A 17,912-nucleotide genomic window follows, 5' to 3' on the forward strand; every position below is an offset into this window, starting at 1 on the left:
CGGCTCTTCGGAGTAGGCGTCAAGCAGAGCGTGACTGGTCCCACCCGCCGCCGGACACCATCACCCCACCCGAAGGAGAACGATGAAACCGGCCGAGCAGCGGATCGCGACCTCCGTACTGGTGATCGGCACCGGCGGCTCCGGCCTGCGTGCCGCCATCCAACTGGCCGAGCGCGGCACCGACGTCCTCGTGGTGGGCAAGCGACCCTCCGCCGACGCCCACACCACCCTCGCGGCGGGCGGCATCAACGCCGCTCTCGGCACGATGGACCCCGAGGACTCCTGGCAGCAGCACGCCGCGGACACGCTGAAGGAGAGCTACTTCCTGGCGGATCCGCACACCGTCCGGATCGTGGCCGAGGGTGCGGCTCGCGGAATCGCCGACCTCGAACGCTGGGGCATGCCCTTCGCCCGCGAGGCGGACGGGCGCATCTCGCAGCGATACTTCGGCGCGCACACCTTCCGGCGCACCGCCTTCGCCGGCGACTACACCGGCCTGGAGATCCAACGAACCCTGGTGAACCGGGCCCGGCAGCTCGACGTGCGGATCATCGACACGATGTATGTGACCCGGATCCTGACCCGGGACGGCGTTGTGTTCGGCGCGTACGGCTTCGACACCGAGGACGGCACCCGCTACGTGATCCACGCCGATGCCGTGATCCTGGCGGCGGGCGGACACACCCGGATCTGGCGCCGGACCTCCTCGCGCCGCGATGAGAACACCGGCGACTCGTTCCGGCTCGCTCTCACAGCGGGCGCGCGCATCCGCGATCCCGAGCTGGTGCAGTTCCATCCCTCTGGCCTGATCGAGCCCGAGAACGCGGCCGGCACGCTGGTGTCGGAGGCCGCCCGCGGCGAGGGTGGGATCCTGCGCAACCAGCTCGGCGAGCGGTTCATGGAACGCTACGACCCGTTGCGGATGGAGCTCTCCACCCGTGACCGGGTTGCCCTCGCCGCCTACACCGAGATCAAGGAGGGCCGGGGCACGCCACACGGCGGGGTGTGGCTCGACGTCTCCCACCTGCCTCGGGAGACGATCATGCAGCGGCTCCCCCGCGTCTACCAGACCCTGCTCGAGCTGCAGATGCTCGACATCACCACGACGCCGATCGAGATCGCACCGACCGCCCACTACTCGATGGGCGGGGTCTGGGTGCGTTCGGAGGATCACGGCACCGGAATCGAGGGCCTGTACGCCATCGGCGAGGCCTCCAGCGGACTGCACGGGGCCAACCGGCTCGGCGGCAACTCGCTGATCGAACTCCTGGTGTACGGCCGGATCGTGGGCGACACAGCGGCGGACTACTCGGCCGCCCTCGGCGCCCAGCAACGCAGCGCCGCCGCGGTCGCCGACGCCCGCGACGAGGTGGACCAGCTGCTCGCCGCGGACGGGCCCGAGAACGTCCGCTCACTGCAGCGTGCGGTCCGCGACACCATGACCGAGCACGCCGGCGTCGTCCGCGACGAGCACGGTCTGCAGGCGGGGCTCGCCAGGCTCGACGACATCGAGACGACCGCGAAGAACGTCGGCGTGCATCCCGACCTGGCCGGCTTCCAGGACCTGGCCCACGCGTTCGACCTGCGGTCGTCGCTGGTCGCGGCCCGTGCGACCGTGGATGCCGCGATCGAGCGCCGGGAGACCCGCGGCTGCCACAACCGCTCGGACTTCCCGAACCTCGACGAGTCACTGCGGGTCAACATGGTCTGGTCCGGGCCGGGGAACGTGGTCCGCGAGCCGGTGGCGGAGACGCCCGTGGAGATCGCGGCCCTCGTCCGGGAGGTCTCGTCCGCCGGCAAGCTCGTGGAGTGAGCCGGTGGAGGGCCGCTACTCGGCGCTCCGCGCCCGTACCGCGGCGGCGATGCGCTCCAGCTTCACGGGGTTCATGACCCAGTAGACGCGGTCGATTCCCTCCGCGGACACGCTCACGGTGAACCACACCACCGGCACCCCGTCCCGGCTGGCCAGCACGGACGGGCGGCCGTTGGCATCGACCCAGTCCACCCGCATCCCCGTCCAGAACCGGGAGGCGAACGCCGCGATGAACTTCGCCACGCGCACGCGACCGAACACCGGGAAGCGCGACGCGTCCCGGACGGTGCCGCCGCCGTCCGTGTAGCTGGCAACCTCCGCGGCGAACAACGACTCCAGCTCGTCGAAGTCGCCTGCCTGCGCCGCGGAGAGGAACGCCGCGAGGAGTTTGTGCTGCTGAGTAGCGTCGACGGACTTCTGCCGCTCCGCCGCGACGGCCTGCCGCGCCCGGCTGAGCAGCTTGCGCGCGTTGCTCACCTTGGTCTGCAGCACCTCGGCGATGCGGGCGTACGGGTAGTCGAACGCCTCGCGCAGCACGAACGCCGCCCGCTCGGTCGGCGAGAGCTTCTCCAACAGCACGAGCACCGCGGTCTCCAGCGCCTCGCCCCGCTCGGCGCCCAGCTGAGGATCGGCGGTGGTGTCGACCGGTTCGGGAAGCCAGGGACCCACGTAGGTCTCCCGCCGCGCGCGGGCCGTCTGCGTCGCGTTGATCGCCAGCCGGGTGGTCAACGTGACGAGGAAAGCGGTGGCGTCCCGCACCGCGGCACGGTCATACGCCTGCCACTTCACCCAGACGTCCTGCACGATGTCCTCGGCATCGGCGACACTGCCGAGCATCCGGTACGCGATCCCGAACAGGCGCGGCCGCAGCTGGGCGAAGTCGTCCGCCACCGCGTCCAGCCCGGCGTCCGGAACCACCGGCCCATTTCCGGCGCTAGCCACGGCACAGCCGCCATCCGGTCAACGTTGACATGACACACCTCCTGGGACCGGCCGGGACGGACCGCAACGCCATGATCTCCCCCGTCGGTCCGGCCAGGGCACGGTGTCCGGAGACTCACACCTCAGGGCCTGCCGCAAGGAGCTACGCCGTACGACGGCCTGCCGGCTGCGGAGCGAGCGTGACGAGCAGGGCCGGGTGATCGGTGGTGCCGCGCAGGTCGATCGTCCGTGAGCTGTCGACGACGAACTCGGGTGTCGCCACGACATGCTGCTGCCCGCCGTCGTCGGCGACCGCGGAGCCGGCCGGGAGACAGGACGTGAGGTCTGCGCTGTCACCGGACCCGAGATTCAGGTCACCGCCCAGCACCAGCGGCGCCGCCTCGCCCCGCGCGCGCAGCGCTGCTATGACCGTGCCGAAGAGGTACCTGCACTGGGCAACCGTGACCTCCCGCTTGGTGTAGGCCAGGTGCGTGGTGCAGACGGTGACGGCCGGAGTAGCCGCAACGTCCAGACACAGCCACGCCCGCTCCTCCGGGTCCGCCCTGTCCTGGGCCGGATAGATCCCACTGCCTGCCGAGGACCCAGGCACAACCGGCCACCGCGAGACCAGGCCGATGCCGTACCGCTGGCCGTTGCGACAGCGGTACGGATCTCCGGTGCGCCCGTCCCGTGCCGGTTGGAACGCCGACGCGACCATCCCGCCGGGCACCACATCGGCGAGCGCCCGCTCGAGGGTCGACACGTCGTCCTGGCAGACCTCGTTCACGGTGACGAGGTCGGGTGCCTCTGCGCGGATCACCGCGGCGGCCTCGGCCGTCGACCGGCCGGTGTAGCAGCCGGCGATGCCACTGCTGCACAGGTTCATCTGGAGCACCCGTACCGGCCCGGCCTGCACGCCACCTGCCGGGTCCGGCGGACCAGGCGGGGGCCCCACCGAGTTCGACCCGGTCGTCATCCCGGTACATCCCGCCAGGCACGCGACCAGGCAGCCGACAACAGCCGCCCGCAGCCCTCGGTACGACCTGTCGCGCATGCCCGTCTCCCCATCCCCGGCTCCCCGTCGCGCGGGGGCGTTCGACCCTACGGTCCCGGATCGGGCCAGGGCCACCGCGAGAGCACACGCTCGTCGCCGTCGGGACCGGAGCACCGGTCATCCTGCCGTTGCCTCGCGCTTCTGCACGCTCAAATGGCCCCTCTGATCTGCTCGGAAATGACCCACGATGGTGTGCCGTACCGGCGCTAGCGTTGGCAGCAGATTGGATGAACAGAAAGAAGCTAAGAAGCACCCACCCGCCCGGATTCAGGGCGATGACGAGACAACCAGGAGCAAATGATGGCGATCTCGACCGAGCGCGGTCAGACCGATCAGGGTTCGAGAATCTTTCTCGCCGGCGCGTCCGGCGTGATCGGGCAGCGGCTGATTCCCCTGCTGGTTCAGGCCGGGCACGTAGTCGGCGGCATGACGCGCTCATCCAGCAAAGTGGGCCTGCTGCGCGATCTCGGTGCCGAACCGACCCTCTGCGACGTCTTCGATCGCGAGGCACTCATCCAGGCGGTTCGCGACTTCACCCCGGACGTCGTGCTGAACGAGCTGACCGATCTGCCGGATGACGTGGCCCAGATCGGTGCGCTCGCAGAGCTGAACGCTCGCATCCGGACCGAGGGAACCCAGAACCTGATCGAGGCCGCGCGGCGCAGCGCGTCGCCGAAGATTCTGACGCAAAGCGTCGCCTGGCAACTGCCCGATGGACCCGATGCCCAGGCTGTCGCAGAACTGGAGCGTGCCGTTCTGGCCGAGGGCGGTGTCGTGCTGCGCTATGGACAGTTCTACGGACCCGGCACCTACAACGAGCAGCAGATTCCCGCGGAGCCTCGGGTCAGCATCGACCGAGCTGCGGAGCTCACGGTGAAGGCGCTGGACGAGCCGACCGGTGTCGTCGTCATCACCGACTGAACGCCGGGCGGCCACGTCGAGCACGACAGCGCCCACCAGCGTCACTGAATGCCATCAGCACCTGCCCGCCGGCCGCGCTTCCCCAGACTCCGTCGCTGCGATCCGGAGCCTGCGGCGGAGGCGGTTCGGCGGGCTTCCCCATGCGTAGATACGGGCCGCATGGGCGTCACCGGGTTCTCGGCACCCCACAGCGTGCTGATGGCGCGCCGGTCCAGGAAAGGGGATTCCTGTCCAGGTCGGCGTTGTAGAGCGACTCACGCAAGACGCCGGCGCCGTCGTGCTGTCCTGTGTCGATCGCGTCTTTGACACCGCCGCCAAGGTATGCAAGCCTGTCAATATTGACAGCGCCGCCAAGCATGGGCATTGTGCCGCTCACCCGGCCGACGGCGTGGCACACATGAGCCGGATACTGCCCGATCCCCTCCGTCTCCGAAGGAGCCTTTGATGAGGCCTGTCTTTGGCCTACAAGGACGCCATAGCTTCTTCACCGAAGCCGGTGGAATCGCCGCGCGCTGACTCGGAATATCTCATTCCGTAGATCTGCTGGCACAACGGCGTGATTCCAGAAGGGAATGTGGTCGGATGGTGCCTGAGGTTTGAGGGGTATCCCAGTTCATCATCCGACCACGTCGAGATGATCGGCACGCGCCGTCGATCTTGCACAGATGCCGGACCTGCACTCGCGTGAGCGTCGACAGAGACGGGGTCAGCTCAGCGACCGCACGCTCAGGGCGCGGGCGAGAGCAACGCGCCGATCAGCGCGGCGGCCGTACCCCTGAGGCGCTCGTGATCCTGGTAGACGCTTTCCACGATCACATTGCCCCGGCTCACGGTGACCAGCACCCGCGCCGCCTCCACCGGAGAGATGGTTAGTCGGGCTCGGGCGTCATCAGCGCAGAGCCGCTCGCACATGAGCCGCTCCAGGTTGTCGAGCAGATCGCGAAGCACCGCGTTGATGCGCTCCCCGTCCGCCCGGGTGTCGATGGCCGTCTTGGTCGTCAGGCATCCGCGCGGCGGGACGCCTGTGGCCATGGACGTGAAGCTGAAGTCGAAGAAGTCGAGCAGGGCGCGGTCGATGCTCGGGTTGGCGAGCAGTTGGGCCACCTCGGCGAGGAACTGCTTGGCGTAGTCCTCGAAGACGTGCAGGAACAGGGTTTCCTTGTCCTGATAGGCGTTGTAGAGCGATCCACGCAGCACGCCGGAGGCCGTCGCGATGTCCTGCATGGAGGTCGCGCCGTAGCCCTTGGCCCAGAAGACCTCCAGAGCACGCTCCAAGGTCGCCTTCTCGTCGAACTGCCGCCGCCCAGCCACGTGGAGAGCGTACCCGTCTTTGACACCTCCGCCAAAGTATGCGAGCTTGTCAAAGATGACAGGGCTGTAACGCATGGGGCCGGGCACTTTCCGATCCCTCCATCTCCAAGGAGCCTTCGATGAGCTCTCCCCCTCTTGACCTGCAAGGACGCCGCACCCTCATCACCGGAGCCGGCAGCGGCATCGGCCGCGCCCTGGCCCTCGAATTAGCGTCCCGCCACGGCACCCTGGCGCTGGCCGGCCGGCGCCCCGAACCGTTGGCGGAGACCGCGGCCCTGGTCGCAGAGCGCGGCGGCACCGCGCACACGATCACCACCGACCTCACCACCGACGGAGAACCCGAACGCGTCGTCACCGAGACCGTCGCTGCGCTCGGCGGTCTCGACATCCTGGTCAACAACGCCGGGAACGTGCGGGCGGCGGCACTCGAGGACATCGACGTGGCCGACATCCGCGCCATGATCGGGCTCAACCTGCTCGTCCCCATCCTCATGACACGGGCCGCGCTGCCCCAGCTGCGCGCCGCCGGTGCCCAGCACCGACACGCCGCGCTGGTCGGCATCGCCGCGAGTGCCGGCCTGCTCGGCACGCCCTTCTACGCCACCTACGCGGCCACCAAGGCCGGCCTCATCCGGTTCGACGAAGCAGTGCGCCGCGAGCTGTACGACAGCGGCGTCCACGTCGCCACGGTCTATCCCGGCCCGGCCGACACGCCCATGATGGCGACGACCCGAGCCGGCGCTGACCTCGGCTACAAGCTCCGCCCCGTCGACCAGCTGGTCGCGGAGATCGTGGCCGGCCTCGAGGAACGTCGAATCGACATCAACACCCAACTCCCCGAGCGCCGCGCGATGGAGGAGCTCAACGCGCGGGAACCGCTCGCCGTCGATGCCGCCCTCGCACCGAAGCTCGCCCAACTCCGAGCCGCCGTCAGCACACACCGCAGCATCTGACCCGTCATGGATTTCTCCGAGATAACAGGCTTCCGGGTACGCCCGGTGGTCGTGCCCCTCCAACGGCCATTGCGCACAGCTTCCGGTGAAATCCCAGCGAGTCCGCTGCTGTTGATCGACATAGCCACCGAAGGTCGCGTGACAGGACATTCCTATGTGTTCGCGTACACAGCGACCGTCCTGCCGGCGATGGTCGCTGTTGCGGCGGCCCTCGAACAAGACCTGGTCGGACAGTCCGCTTCGCCGGAAACTTGCCTCACGAGACTCCGCAGCCGGTTCCGCCTGCTCGGCCTGCAGGGCCTGTTGGGAATGGTGATCTCCGGAGTGGAGATGGCATTGTGGGATGCGCTGGGTAAAAGACTCGGCGCCGGAGTCGTCAGCCTTCTCGGCGGAGTGCCGGTCGCCGTCCCGGCATACGACAGTTTCGGCATGGTCAATCCAGCAAAGGACGCAGAGCAATTACGCCACTCCGTCGAAGCCGGCTTCCGCGGAGTGAAGATCAAACTCGGCTATCCCGACGTTGAAGACGATCTGGACGTTGTTCGCTGGGCCAGGAAGGTCGTCGGTGCGAACACGGAACTGATGGTGGACTACAACCAGTCACTAGGCGTGCAGGAGGCAGAGAGACGCATCGAGCGGCTTCGCGACCTCGACGTCGCATGGATAGAAGAGCCCGTCGCCGCCGAGGACCTTGCCAGCCACTCCCGAGTTCGCCGGCTTGCCGGCGGGAAGTTGCAATCCGGAGAGAACTGGTGGTTTCCGAGCGGCTTCCAGACCGCCCTGCACGTGGGTGCGAGCGACTTGGTGATGCCCGACCTGGTGAAGGTCGGCGGCTTCACCGGCTGGGTGGAGGCTGCGCGGCTAGCAGAGACCGCCTCGATTCTCGTGAGCAGCCATATGCTCGTCGAGGCCAGTGCCCACGCGCTGGCCGTGACGCCCACGCGACACTGGCTCGAATATCTCGATATCGCAGGACCGGTTCTGCGGAGCCCGCTCCGTCCTGCTGACGGGAACATTACGGCCCAAGGGCCCGGGATCGGAATCACCTGGAACCAGGATGCCGCGGAAAAATTTGCGGCCTGATCACAGCGAAGGAGTCGCACCGTCATGGCGGGTCTATATCCCGAAGTCACGCACCATTCCGTTCGACTGAACGGGCTGAGGCACCACTACGTCACCGCAGGCGATGGCCCACCGGTTTATCTCCTCCACGGCTTCCCGGAAACCTGGTTCGGGTGGCGGAAGCAGATACCGGTGCTCGCCCAGCGCTATACGGTTGTTGCGCCGGACCTGCGAGGGTACGGATTGTCGGACAAGCCGGCGGTCGGTTACGACAAGCGGACCATGGCGAACGACGTGGTCGCGCTCATGGACCACCTCGGCCACCAGACCATCGCACTGGTGGGGCATGACCGGGGTGCTCGTGTCTCCACTCGGTTCGCAAAGGATCACCGAGGCCGGGTGGACAGGCTGGTCATCCTCGACAATGTGCCGACTCGGGTGCTCTCGAGCACGTTCGATCTCGAGCGCGCCCGGGCGGGTTACTGGATCTTCCCTTTCATGGGAGTACCGGACCTTCCCGAGAAGCTGATCGGCGGTGGCAACGAGGAAGCATTCTTGACCCACCTCTTCCGCACCTGGTCCTACAACCCGCAGATGTTGAGCGCCGACGAGGTGGACGTGTACGTCAAGAACTATCAGCAGCCCGGAACGCTGCGCGGGTCGTTCGCAGATTATCGGGCGATGGCAGAGGACACGGCACAGGACATCGAGGACGAGAACGTCCTGATCGACTGTCCGGTCCTCACCATGTGGGGCGCCGAGTCCGACGTCGTCGGTAAGGCATACGACGTTGCGGAGGTGTGGCACGGCATGGCGAAGGACGTGACGGCCATCCCGATTCCGGAATGTGGTCACCTCTGCCAGGAGGAGCGCCCTGACTTCGTCAACGCCGAGTTGCTCAAGTTCTTGGCGAGCTGGAACGGTTCATGACGCAGAGGAGAGAAGGTAAGTGGTATCCATCAATGGATCGAACATCCTCGTCACCGGTGGGCAACGTGGCCTGGGAAAAGCGTTCGTCGAGGCCGCGCTCGATCTGGGCGCGGCCAAGGTGTACGCAACCGCCCGCAGGCCGAGGCCCAGCGCAGACCCACGAATCGTGCCGCTCCCTCTCGAAGTCACCGACCCGGACTCGGTGGCCGCACTCGCCGACCGGGCCCGCGATGTGTCCATCGTCATCAACAACGCCGGCGTGACACTGCGCAAGCCACTCATCAGCACGGCAATCGACGAGATCAAAGATCATTTCGACACCAACTTCTTCGGCGTACTCCGCGTCACCCAGGCGCTCGCACCCACCCTCGCAGCCAACGGTGGCGGAGCGTTGATCAACGTCCACTCCGTGTTGTCCTGGGCCGCCGGAGCGGGTGGGTACGGTGCGGGCAAGGCCGCGCTCTGGTCGGCGACGAACTCCTTTCGTGTCGACCTGGCTGCCCAAGGAACCCAGGTCGTCGGGGTCCACCTGGGGTACACCGCGACGGACCTGACCGCCGACCTCGACGTCGTGAAGAGCGATCCTCACGAGGTGGCCCGTGAGGCACTGCTGGCGGTCGAGAACGGACAGACCGAGGTGCTGTCCGACGACGTGAGCCGACAGTTCAAAGCGGCACTCTCCGGCCCGGTCGAGGGACTCGAGTTCGCCCTCGTCGACGGCCACCTGATGGCCAGGCACCCACCGGTCAACACAGCCGTCTGAACAGCCGGTCGACATCGACGACAAGATCGAAGATTCGGCGGCCCGTGCTGGTCACCCTGGCCGAGAACATCAACAACCCAGCCGGCGGGACGTGCGCGTTCACCGTTCGCTACGCCAGTTCATCGCTCGACGTGGCCGGGTCGCCACGCCGTTCCCGGGTCCTCCACGTCTCGCCTGACACGTTAGGAGATCACGTGCCCCGTTTGTACGTCAGCGGTATCGTGCCCGCCCCGGTCGAGAAGGTCTGGGCAAAGATCCGCGACTTCAACGAAATGCCCAGCTGGCACCCCAACGTCGAGAAGAGCTCCCTCGACACCGGGGCGTCCGGCGCCGAAGTGGGCGCCGTCCGCCGTCTCGTCCTGGCCGACGGGAGAGAGGCGCGCGAGCGGCTCGTCGCGCTCGACGACGGCGACCACACCTTTACCTACGAGTTGACAGGAAGCCCGTTCCCGGGGCTGCGGCGCTACATCGCGAGCTTGCGCCTCGCCCCGGTCACGCGTTCGAACCACACTTTCCTCGAGTGGTGGTCAGAATACGACGCGAACGCGGAGGACGAGGCGGGACTCACGCAGACCTTCACTGGCGCCGTGTATGAGAGCGGGATCGAGGCGTTGCAAGAGTGCTTCAAGGGCCGCGTGGACGCAGTCAGCGAAAGAGATCGCTCACACTGATTCACGAGACTCAAGTAGTCGGCCTCAACAATTCTGAACGAAAGGACGCCAGATTAATGCCTGGAATAAGGTTCTCCCTGCTTGATCTCGGCCGGATGGCCGTCGATGACGGGTACTTCATTCGGGGGTGCAATGCTGTTGCGACGTCGAATCCGCATCCACGCCATGATCGCCGCACCGTTGCAATATTAGCGGCAGTGGTCGAACATCCCGAGGTCGGGCCGATCCTCTTTGACACCGGGTGCCGCCAGCGTGCCGAAGAAGAATGGCCTGAGCATGCTTGGGACCTCTTTCCGATGACCCGATACGAGGAGGAGCATCACCTCGACCGCGCGCTCGAAGCAGCCGGCTACGGCGTCGACGAGATCAAGGCCGTCGTCATCAGCCATCTGCATCTGGACCACGCCGGCGGGCTGGAACATTTTCGAGGTACCAACGTTCCGATTTACGCCCACGAATCAGAGATCAAGGAGCACTACTATGCCGTTGCAACCAAAGAGGCAGGAGCATATTTGCCGATCGACCTCAACTGGGAGCTGAACTGGCAGCCCATCCATCGGGAGGAGACCGAGCTGTTCGACGGCGTTACGCTTCGGAATATGCCCGGGCACAGTCCTGGTTTGCTCACGATGCAGATCGAGACTCGGCACTCCGGACACTTCGTACTGACTTCTGATCATTACCACGTGCGAGACTTGTTCGAGCGGGACGGCCTGGTGCAGGGGTGGTTCGGCAATGACTTGTACGGGTGGTCTCGTTCTCATCGATGGATGAAGCACCTGCAGAAACGTTACGACGCGACGATGGTCTACGGCCACGACGTCTCCGTGTTCGAGCATCTGAAGGCTCAGGGCGGGCAGTTCGACTGATCCCGGCCCCGTCGTGACGTGCGCGGCCACCGGGCCGCCGGGCTGCCGCAGCGGGCCGAACAGCCGGAGGCGTCGAGCCGGCGCTGTAGCGTCCCGTCGGACAACCTGCGGCGAGGGGAAACGCATGGCCGGCCATCGCGACCACGCCACGCTCCAGACGATCGCTACCGAGATCGGCGTGACGCCATCGACGGTATCCCGTGTGCTGAACTCCGCTTCGGACTCGTCGGCCCGACGTTGGGCGTCGGCCGACACGATCCGCCGGGTGCGTGAGGCGGCGGCGGCACACGGGTACAGCCCGAACCCTCAGGCCGTCGGGCTTCGAACGCGCCGTTCCAACCTCATCGGCGTCGTCGTCCCCAGGCTGCAGGACTACGTCCTGGCGACGATCTACGAGGGCATCGACGAAGCGGCACGAGGGGAAGGCTTCGCCACCCTCGTGACCAACTCGCTCGACGACCCGAAGAAGCACGAACTCGTCGTCGAGACGCTGCTCTCGCGCCGGGTGGAGGGGTTGATCCTCGGGGATGCGCACATCGACGGGACGTACCTGGACACCGTCGCCGAGCGCGGCGTGAAGTTCGTCCTGGTGTCGAGGCGTGCCCGGGACTTCATTTCCGTGACCTGCGACGACCTCATGGGCGGCCGGCTCGTGGCTGAGCACTTGCTGGCCACCGGCCGCAGCAACATAGCGATCCTGGCCGGAGAGGCGTACGCGTCCACCGGAATCGACCGGACGCAGGGGGCCGTCGACGCGCTTCGGGCCGCGGGCGTCGACGTGCCGGCAGACCTGGTGGTGCACGGCCCGTTCGACGTTCAAGGTGGCCGCGAGGCCACCGAGCGGATCCTCGCCAGGCACCCTCTGCCTGATGCGATCTTCGCTACGAACGACTTCGCCGCCATCGGCGCCATGGGGGCGCTGCGCGATCGTGGGATCACGATTCCCGACGATGTCGCGCTCGTCGGCTACAACGACACGGCCCTGGCCGCGGCCCTCCCCGTCCCGTTGACGACCGTGCGGTCACCCATGCACGAGATCGGGCGGCGGGGCCTGGCCCTGCTGCTGGCGATGCTGCGGGACGAACCGGTGGAGTCGCAACGCCTCACCCCCACGCTCGTGATCCGCGAGTCAACGGGAACCGGGCGACGAGCCCCGGCCCCTGCGCCGGTGACGGTCCGCGATGACTCGGTTCCACAGCGAGGCAACGCACGAGGGGTGTGTCACACGCTCGCAGCATGCCTGGACCCGCCGGGTTAATTTGCGGGTGACCCCCGCAGAACCACCTGTTCGGGATACCGAGCATTGCACAAACGTTTGAGTAGCTTCACAAACGTTTGTGGGCTCCCTCCGCCAGTGGATTGCAAAGGAGCGACATGGCAAGCACCTCAGGGGACTTCGGCATGCCGCCGCCGGGCGCGTCGGCGCAGCCGTGGAGGCGCCCGGTCACCACGAAGACGATCACCTACGTCAGCGTCATCACGTTCCTCGCCTGGGTGATGTCGGTCTACGACTACACGCTCTTCGGAACCCTCCTGCCCGTGCTGGCCAAGGAATTCGGCTGGTCCACGAGCGGGGCGACCGCCGTGAACACATTCGCGACGATCGGCGTTTTTGTCGTTTCTCTGGTCGTCGGCCCGATTCTCGACAAGGTCGGCCGGAAGAAGGCACTCGTCGTCCTGATGACCGGCGGGGCACTCGCCTCCGGACTCACCGGGCTCGTCGCCGGGGCGGTCAGCGTCGTCATCATCCGGTCCTTCACCGGGCTGTCGCTGTCCGAGGAGGTGGTCAACTCCGTCTACCTCAACGAGATGCTGAGGAAGGTCAGGAACCGGGGCTTCCTCTACAGCCTCGTTCAGTCCGGTTGGCCCGTGGGCGCGCTGCTGTCCGCGGGCATCACGGCGCTGCTCCTGCCGCTCGTCGGGTGGCGCTGGTCGTTCGTCGTGGCCGCAGTCTTGGCGGTCCCGATGATCCTGCTCGCGCTCCGGCTTCCCGAGTCGCCCACCTTCCAGGCGATGAAGGAGGTGAAGCGGTTACGGCAGACCGGTGACGAGGCAGGCGCCCGTGCCCTCGCCGAGGAGTACGACGTGCCACAGCTCCTGCAGGACGCGACGCAAGGCGGTCTGCGCCAGGTCTTCGCTCCCGACCTGCGACGTCACACGATCAGCCTGGCGCTCGCCTGGCTGACCAACTGGATGGGCATCCAGGTCTTCTCCGTGCTGGGCACCACGGTGCTGGTGGGCGCGAAGCAGGTCTCCTTCGAGAACGCGCTCATCGTGCTCGTCCTGTCCAACATCGCAGGGTTCGCCGGCTACCTCTTCCACGGGTGGATCGGCGACCGGATCGGGCGAAAGCTCACCATCGCGCTCGGGTGGACCGTGGGCGGTGTGATCAGCATCCTGATGCTGGTGCTCCCGACCGGCACCGGGCTGACGATCACTCTGTACGCCCTCACGCTCTTCTTCCTCAACGGTCCGTACGCCGCGATGCTCTTCTACATGGGAGAGTCGTTCCCGGCGCACGTCCGTGGAACAGGGGCGAACGTGGCGCACGTGATGGCCCCGCTCGGCGGTATCGCGGGATCTGCCCTGCTCAGCATTCTGCTGGCGGACAGAATGTCCATGACCGTCGCCGCCCTCTCGGCCGGCTCGGTGTTCATGCTGATCTCCGGCGTGCTGATGATCGGCACGAAGACCACGAACCGCCGTGGCGATCGTGTCAGGGAACAGGTGGAGGCTGCTGCATGAACAGGGATGACGGGCTCGAGGGCAAGGTCGCCGTGATCTCGGGAGGCGCCAGCGGCATCGGCCGAGCACTCGCGGTCGCCTACGCACGGGCAGGTGCGCACACGGTCGTCGGATTCTTCCCCGGGGACCCCCACAACGTCGGTGAGACGGTGGCCGCCGTCGAGTCGGAGAACGGACGCTGCGAGGCGGTCGAGCTCGACGTCCGGTCCTTCGAACAGACCGAGCGGATCGCCCAGGCCGCAGTGGACACGTTCGGCAGGCTCGACATCGCCGTGGCCGCCGCGGGCATCCTGCGCCGTCAGTCCATCGCGGACATGACCGACTCGGCATGGGACGACATGCTGGCCGTGGACCTGAGCGGCGTGATGCGGGTGTTCCGGTCCTGCGCGGCGAGGATGAACCGGGCCGGCGCCATGGTGGCGACCTCGTCCATCGCCGGCGGCGTGTACGGCTGGGAGGACCACAGCCACTATGCGGCGGCCAAGGCCGGCGTCCTCGGGCTCTGCCGCTCCCTCGCCGTCGAGCTCGCGCCACGGGGCATCCGGGTCAACGCGGTGATCCCCGGACTCATCGAGAGCCCCCAGTCGCTCGACAGCGTGAACTCCCTCGGACCGGAAGGGTTGCGAGAGGCGGGAAAGATCATTCCCGCCGGCCGCGTGGGCACCGTGGACGAGGCAGCGCGCGCGATCCGGTTCCTCACATCCGACGATGCCGCGTACGTCACCGGGCAGAGCCTCGTCGTCGACGGTGGCCTCATGGTCCGTTGGCCGAGCTGAGGAGGTTCTCGAGTTGAGCAAGCTGGACGGTCAGGTCGCCGTCGTCACCGGGGCGTCGAGCGGGATCGGCGCGGCCATCGCGAGATCGTTCGCGAAGGAAGGGGCGACGCTGGCGCTGCTGGACGTCGCCCCGATCCCCACTGACCTCGCATCCCTGGACGCGGTGAGCACCCACACCGTGGACGTCACCGACTCCGACTCGGTCAAGGACGCGATGGCAGCCGTCGTCGATCGGCACGGCCGGTTGGACATCCTGGTCTGCGCGGCCGGCATTCTCGACGAGGTGCCGTTCCTGGAGCTGACGCCCGAACGGTTCGACAAGACCCTCGCGGTCGACCTCAGAGGCGTGTTCCTGGCCGCGCGCTGGGCCGCTCCCTACATGGCGGAGGCAGGCAAGGGCCGCATCATCAACATCGCGTCCCAGCTGGGGATCAAGGGGGGCATCAACCTGGCGCACTACGTCGCCGCCAAGGCCGGCGTCATCGGTCTCACGAAGGCGCTCGCGCTGGAGCTCGCGCCGCGCGGCGTCCTGGTCAACGCGATCGCCCCCGGCCCGATCGAGACCCCGCTCATCGACGGCCTGTCTCCCGAGTGGAAGGCGAACAAGGCCGCTGAGCTGCCGCTGGGCCGGTTCGGCAGGCCCGAGGAGGTGGCCCCGACGGCGCTGCTGCTGGCGTGCTCCCCCGACGGCGATCTCTACGTCGGCCAGACGCTCGGACCCAACAGCGGCGACGTGATGCCGTGAAGACCGGGATGTTCCCAGCGTGCACGGACGGCTGAATGGCGGGAACGGTGGACGGGTCGTCCACTCGCGTTCCCGAAGGCCCGGTGGTACCCACATATGAGAACGGGGGCGATTCCGATCTCGTCGGTGCCCCTACATCTGATCCGAGACCGTCAGTCAATCCGTGAGGAAGATGCGCTGTGGCCAAGGAAATTTTCGTTGCGTTCGGAATCGATGTCGACGCCGTCGGTGGATGGCTGGGGTCCTACGGGGGCGAGGACTCCCCGGATGATATTTCGCGGGGGATGTTCGCAGGGGAGGTCGCCGTGCCCCGGCTGAACGACCTGCTCGCGGAGTACGACCTGCCGGCCACCTGGTTCTGGCCCGGCCACTCGATCGAGACGTTCCCTGAGCAGTTCGACCAGGTGGTCGCGTCCGGCCACGAGATCGGTGCGCACGGATACAGCCACGAGAACCCGATCGCCATGACCCGCGCTCAGGAGTCGGACATCCTCGACTACTGCATCGAGCTGATCGAGAAGCGCACCGGAAAGCGGCCGACCGGCTATGTGGCCCCGTGGTGGGAGTTCTCCCCCGTCACCAACGAGCTGCTTCTCGAGCGCGGCATCAAGTACGACCACTCGTTGATGCACCGCGATTTCGAGCCCTACTACGTGCGCGTCGGCGACTCGTGGACGAAGATCGACTACTCGAAGAACGCCCGGGAATGGATGAAGCCGCTCGTCAGGGGAACGGAGACCGACCTCGTCGAGATCCCCGCGAGCTGGTACCTGGACGACCTGCCGCCGATGATGTTCGTCAAGGCGAGCCCCAACAGCCACGGATTCGTGAGCCCTCGCCACGTCGAAGATCTGTGGCGAGACCAGTTCGACTGGGTCTACCGCAAGCTGGACTACGCGGTGTTCACGATGACGGTCCACCCGGACGTCTCGGGTCGGCCGCAGGTGTTGCTGATGCTCGAGCGCCTCATCAAGCACATCAACACGCACGAAGGCGTCCGCTGGTCGACCTTCGACGCCATCGCGGAGGACTTCAAGCAGCGCAGGCCGCGGAAGTGATCCTCTGCCCGTCGGTGCGCGAGGCTCAGATCCGCTGCCCGCGCCGGCCGTCGAGTTGGGCGACGAGCGAGAGCACGACAGCGGGGCCATCGTCGGCACGGACCAGGCGAGCGAGTTCGGTGGCGCGGTCGCGGTAGGTCGATCCGTCGAGGCAGGACCGCAGGGCGTCGGTCAGGGCGTCGGCGGTCAGCTCGTCCAGTGGCAGCGGGTGCGGCGCAACGCCGAGGTGGTGCAGCCTGGCCGCCCAGAAGGGCTGGTCGAGCAGCACGGGCACCGGGACGGCTGGGACCCCAGCGCGCAGCCCGGCCCCGGTGGTGCCGGCCCCGGCGTGGTGGACCACGGCAGCCATCCGGGGGAACAACCAGTCGTGTGGCATGTCCCCGACAACGAGGATGTCGTCACCGACGGGCCCGAGGTCGGCCCAGCCGGACTGGACGACGGCACGCACGCCGGCACGCTTTACGGCGGTTGCGACGACGTCGTGCAGTCGTTCGTGGTTCGGAGTCATGCTGCCGAACCCGACGAACACCGGAGCGGGACCGGCCCCGAGGAAGTCGACCAGCTGCTCCGGGGGCTGCCATCGCGGCGATGTGGCAGGCCACCAGTATCCGGTCACGTGCGCTGCGGCGGGCCAGTCGGCGGGCCGCGGGACCACTGCCGGGCTGAAGCCGTGGCAGATCGGCCAGTCATCCGGTGGGCCGGGCGCCTCCGCGGCGGCAGGGAGATCGAGCCGGGCGCGCAACCGCCGCAGAACGTCGGCGTAGAGGGAGGCGGTCCGGGCGAGCAACTCACGGCCCGCGGCGATGTTGTCAGCGGGTGAGACCTGCCCGGTGACGGGCCAACCGGGTGGCGGGAACTCCCGGGTGGGGACCCCTGGCACGAGATAGACGCCGAGGCTCGGGATGCCGAAGCCGTCGGCGACGACCCGGCTCAGCGGGGCCGGGCCGAAAGCGGTCAGCAGGACATCGGTGCCGGCGGCCACGGCGGCTGTCACGCCCTCGCCCAGCTCATCGAGGAACGCGGCGAAGACCGCTTGCGCGGCGTCCGGCGAGGGAACGGCCGTGCGGGCGCGCACGAGATCGAGCGGATCGCCGGGAAGAACCCGATGCTCCAGCCCGCACTCGCGCACGAGATCGGCGAACCGGTCGTGCGCGGCCACCGCCACCTGGTGGCCTGCCTGCTGCAGCCGCTGACCCAGGCCCGTGAACGGCGCGACATCGCCTCGCGAACCCGCTGTCACGATCAGAACCCGCATCACGTCTCTCCTGTCGTACCGCTGCGCTTCTCGGCGCGTTCCGCGCACACGACCGATGAGTTTCA

17 protein-coding genes are annotated in these 17,912 nt (G+C 67.5%); 13 read left to right on the forward strand and 4 right to left on the reverse strand.

Translation table 11 applies throughout. The features are described from left to right. Positions 1-82 precede the first annotated feature (82 nt). On the forward strand, positions 83-1,813 hold the full coding sequence (locus ACQPZQ_RS29885) for an L-aspartate oxidase (RefSeq protein ID WP_433286242.1): 1,731 nt from the start codon (positions 83-85) through the stop codon (positions 1,811-1,813). A 15-nt stretch (positions 1,814-1,828) separates the two neighbouring features. On the opposite strand, the gene ACQPZQ_RS29890 is transcribed toward ACQPZQ_RS29885, so the two are convergent. Both ACQPZQ_RS29890 and ACQPZQ_RS29895 read right to left on the reverse strand, forming a co-directional pair. Further along, positions 1,829-2,731: an RNA polymerase sigma-70 factor gene (locus ACQPZQ_RS29890; protein WP_433286244.1), complete on the reverse strand. Its 903-nt coding sequence runs from the start codon at positions 2,729-2,731 to the stop codon at positions 1,829-1,831. 166 nt (positions 2,732-2,897) lie between these two features. Then, positions 2,898-3,788, reverse strand: coding sequence for an endonuclease/exonuclease/phosphatase family protein (locus ACQPZQ_RS29895; protein WP_433286246.1), 891 nt, complete (start codon positions 3,786-3,788; stop codon positions 2,898-2,900). Between the two features lie 300 nt (positions 3,789-4,088). On the opposite strand from ACQPZQ_RS29895, the gene ACQPZQ_RS29900 reads away from it, so the two are divergent. Further along, a complete protein-coding gene (locus ACQPZQ_RS29900; RefSeq protein WP_433286248.1) occupies positions 4,089-4,709 on the forward strand; it encodes an NAD-dependent epimerase/dehydratase family protein in 621 nt (206 codons plus the stop codon). Between the two features lie 726 nt (positions 4,710-5,435). Here the strand turns inward: ACQPZQ_RS29900 and ACQPZQ_RS29905 are convergent. Then, on the reverse strand, positions 5,436-6,020 hold the full coding sequence (locus tag ACQPZQ_RS29905; RefSeq protein ID WP_433286249.1) for a TetR/AcrR family transcriptional regulator: 585 nt from the start codon (positions 6,018-6,020) through the stop codon (positions 5,436-5,438). A gap of 119 nt (positions 6,021-6,139) precedes the next feature. Here ACQPZQ_RS29905 and ACQPZQ_RS29910 point away from each other — a divergent pair, with 119 nt between their 5' ends. From ACQPZQ_RS29910 to ACQPZQ_RS29960, 11 genes are all read left to right on the forward strand, one after another. Beyond that, positions 6,140-6,973 carry an SDR family NAD(P)-dependent oxidoreductase gene (locus ACQPZQ_RS29910; protein ID WP_433286251.1) on the forward strand — a complete coding sequence of 278 codons (834 nt, stop codon included), beginning with the start codon at positions 6,140-6,142 and terminating at the stop codon, positions 6,971-6,973. Between the two features lie 6 nt (positions 6,974-6,979). Continuing rightward, complete coding sequence (locus ACQPZQ_RS29915; protein ID WP_433286252.1) at positions 6,980-8,056, forward strand: enolase C-terminal domain-like protein; 1,077 nt, start codon at positions 6,980-6,982, stop codon at positions 8,054-8,056. Between the two features lie 24 nt (positions 8,057-8,080). After that, on the forward strand, positions 8,081-8,965 hold the full coding sequence (locus ACQPZQ_RS29920; RefSeq protein WP_433286254.1) for an alpha/beta fold hydrolase: 885 nt from the start codon (positions 8,081-8,083) through the stop codon (positions 8,963-8,965). A gap of 19 nt (positions 8,966-8,984) precedes the next feature. Further along, positions 8,985-9,728 (forward strand): SDR family oxidoreductase, encoded by a 744-nt coding sequence (locus tag ACQPZQ_RS29925; protein WP_433286256.1) that lies wholly within the window; start codon positions 8,985-8,987, stop codon positions 9,726-9,728. Positions 9,729-9,772: 44 nt separating this feature from the next. After that, positions 9,773-10,399: an SRPBCC family protein gene (locus tag ACQPZQ_RS29930; protein WP_433286258.1), complete on the forward strand. Its 627-nt coding sequence runs from the start codon at positions 9,773-9,775 to the stop codon at positions 10,397-10,399. Between the two features lie 95 nt (positions 10,400-10,494). Then, complete coding sequence (locus ACQPZQ_RS29935; RefSeq protein ID WP_433286261.1) at positions 10,495-11,268, forward strand: N-acyl homoserine lactonase family protein; 774 nt, start codon at positions 10,495-10,497, stop codon at positions 11,266-11,268. A gap of 124 nt (positions 11,269-11,392) precedes the next feature. Next, positions 11,393-12,526, forward strand: coding sequence for a LacI family DNA-binding transcriptional regulator (locus tag ACQPZQ_RS29940; RefSeq protein ID WP_433286263.1), 1,134 nt, complete (start codon positions 11,393-11,395; stop codon positions 12,524-12,526). Positions 12,527-12,642: 116 nt separating this feature from the next. Beyond that, complete coding sequence (locus tag ACQPZQ_RS29945; RefSeq protein WP_433286264.1) at positions 12,643-14,013, forward strand: MFS transporter; 1,371 nt, start codon at positions 12,643-12,645, stop codon at positions 14,011-14,013. After that, positions 14,010-14,789 (forward strand): SDR family NAD(P)-dependent oxidoreductase, encoded by a 780-nt coding sequence (locus ACQPZQ_RS29950; protein ID WP_433286266.1) that lies wholly within the window; start codon positions 14,010-14,012, stop codon positions 14,787-14,789. Before ACQPZQ_RS29945 ends, ACQPZQ_RS29950 begins: the two co-directional genes overlap by 4 nt. Positions 14,790-14,802: 13 nt before the next feature. Continuing rightward, on the forward strand, positions 14,803-15,534 hold the full coding sequence (locus tag ACQPZQ_RS29955) for an SDR family NAD(P)-dependent oxidoreductase (RefSeq protein WP_433286268.1): 732 nt from the start codon (positions 14,803-14,805) through the stop codon (positions 15,532-15,534). A gap of 179 nt (positions 15,535-15,713) precedes the next feature. Next, the gene (locus tag ACQPZQ_RS29960) at positions 15,714-16,592 is read left to right on the forward strand and encodes a polysaccharide deacetylase family protein (RefSeq protein WP_433286270.1); all 879 of its coding nucleotides are present in this window, start codon (positions 15,714-15,716) and stop codon (positions 16,590-16,592) included. A 25-nt stretch (positions 16,593-16,617) separates the two neighbouring features. Here ACQPZQ_RS29960 and ACQPZQ_RS29965 read toward each other — a convergent pair whose 3' ends face one another. Next, complete coding sequence (locus tag ACQPZQ_RS29965; protein WP_433286271.1) at positions 16,618-17,847, reverse strand: glycosyltransferase; 1,230 nt, start codon at positions 17,845-17,847, stop codon at positions 16,618-16,620. Between the last annotated feature and the right edge of the window lie 65 nt (positions 17,848-17,912).

Source organism: Pseudonocardia sp. CA-142604, from assembly GCF_050948475.1.
GTDB lineage: Bacteria > Actinomycetota > Actinomycetes > Mycobacteriales > Pseudonocardiaceae > Pseudonocardia > Pseudonocardia alaniniphila.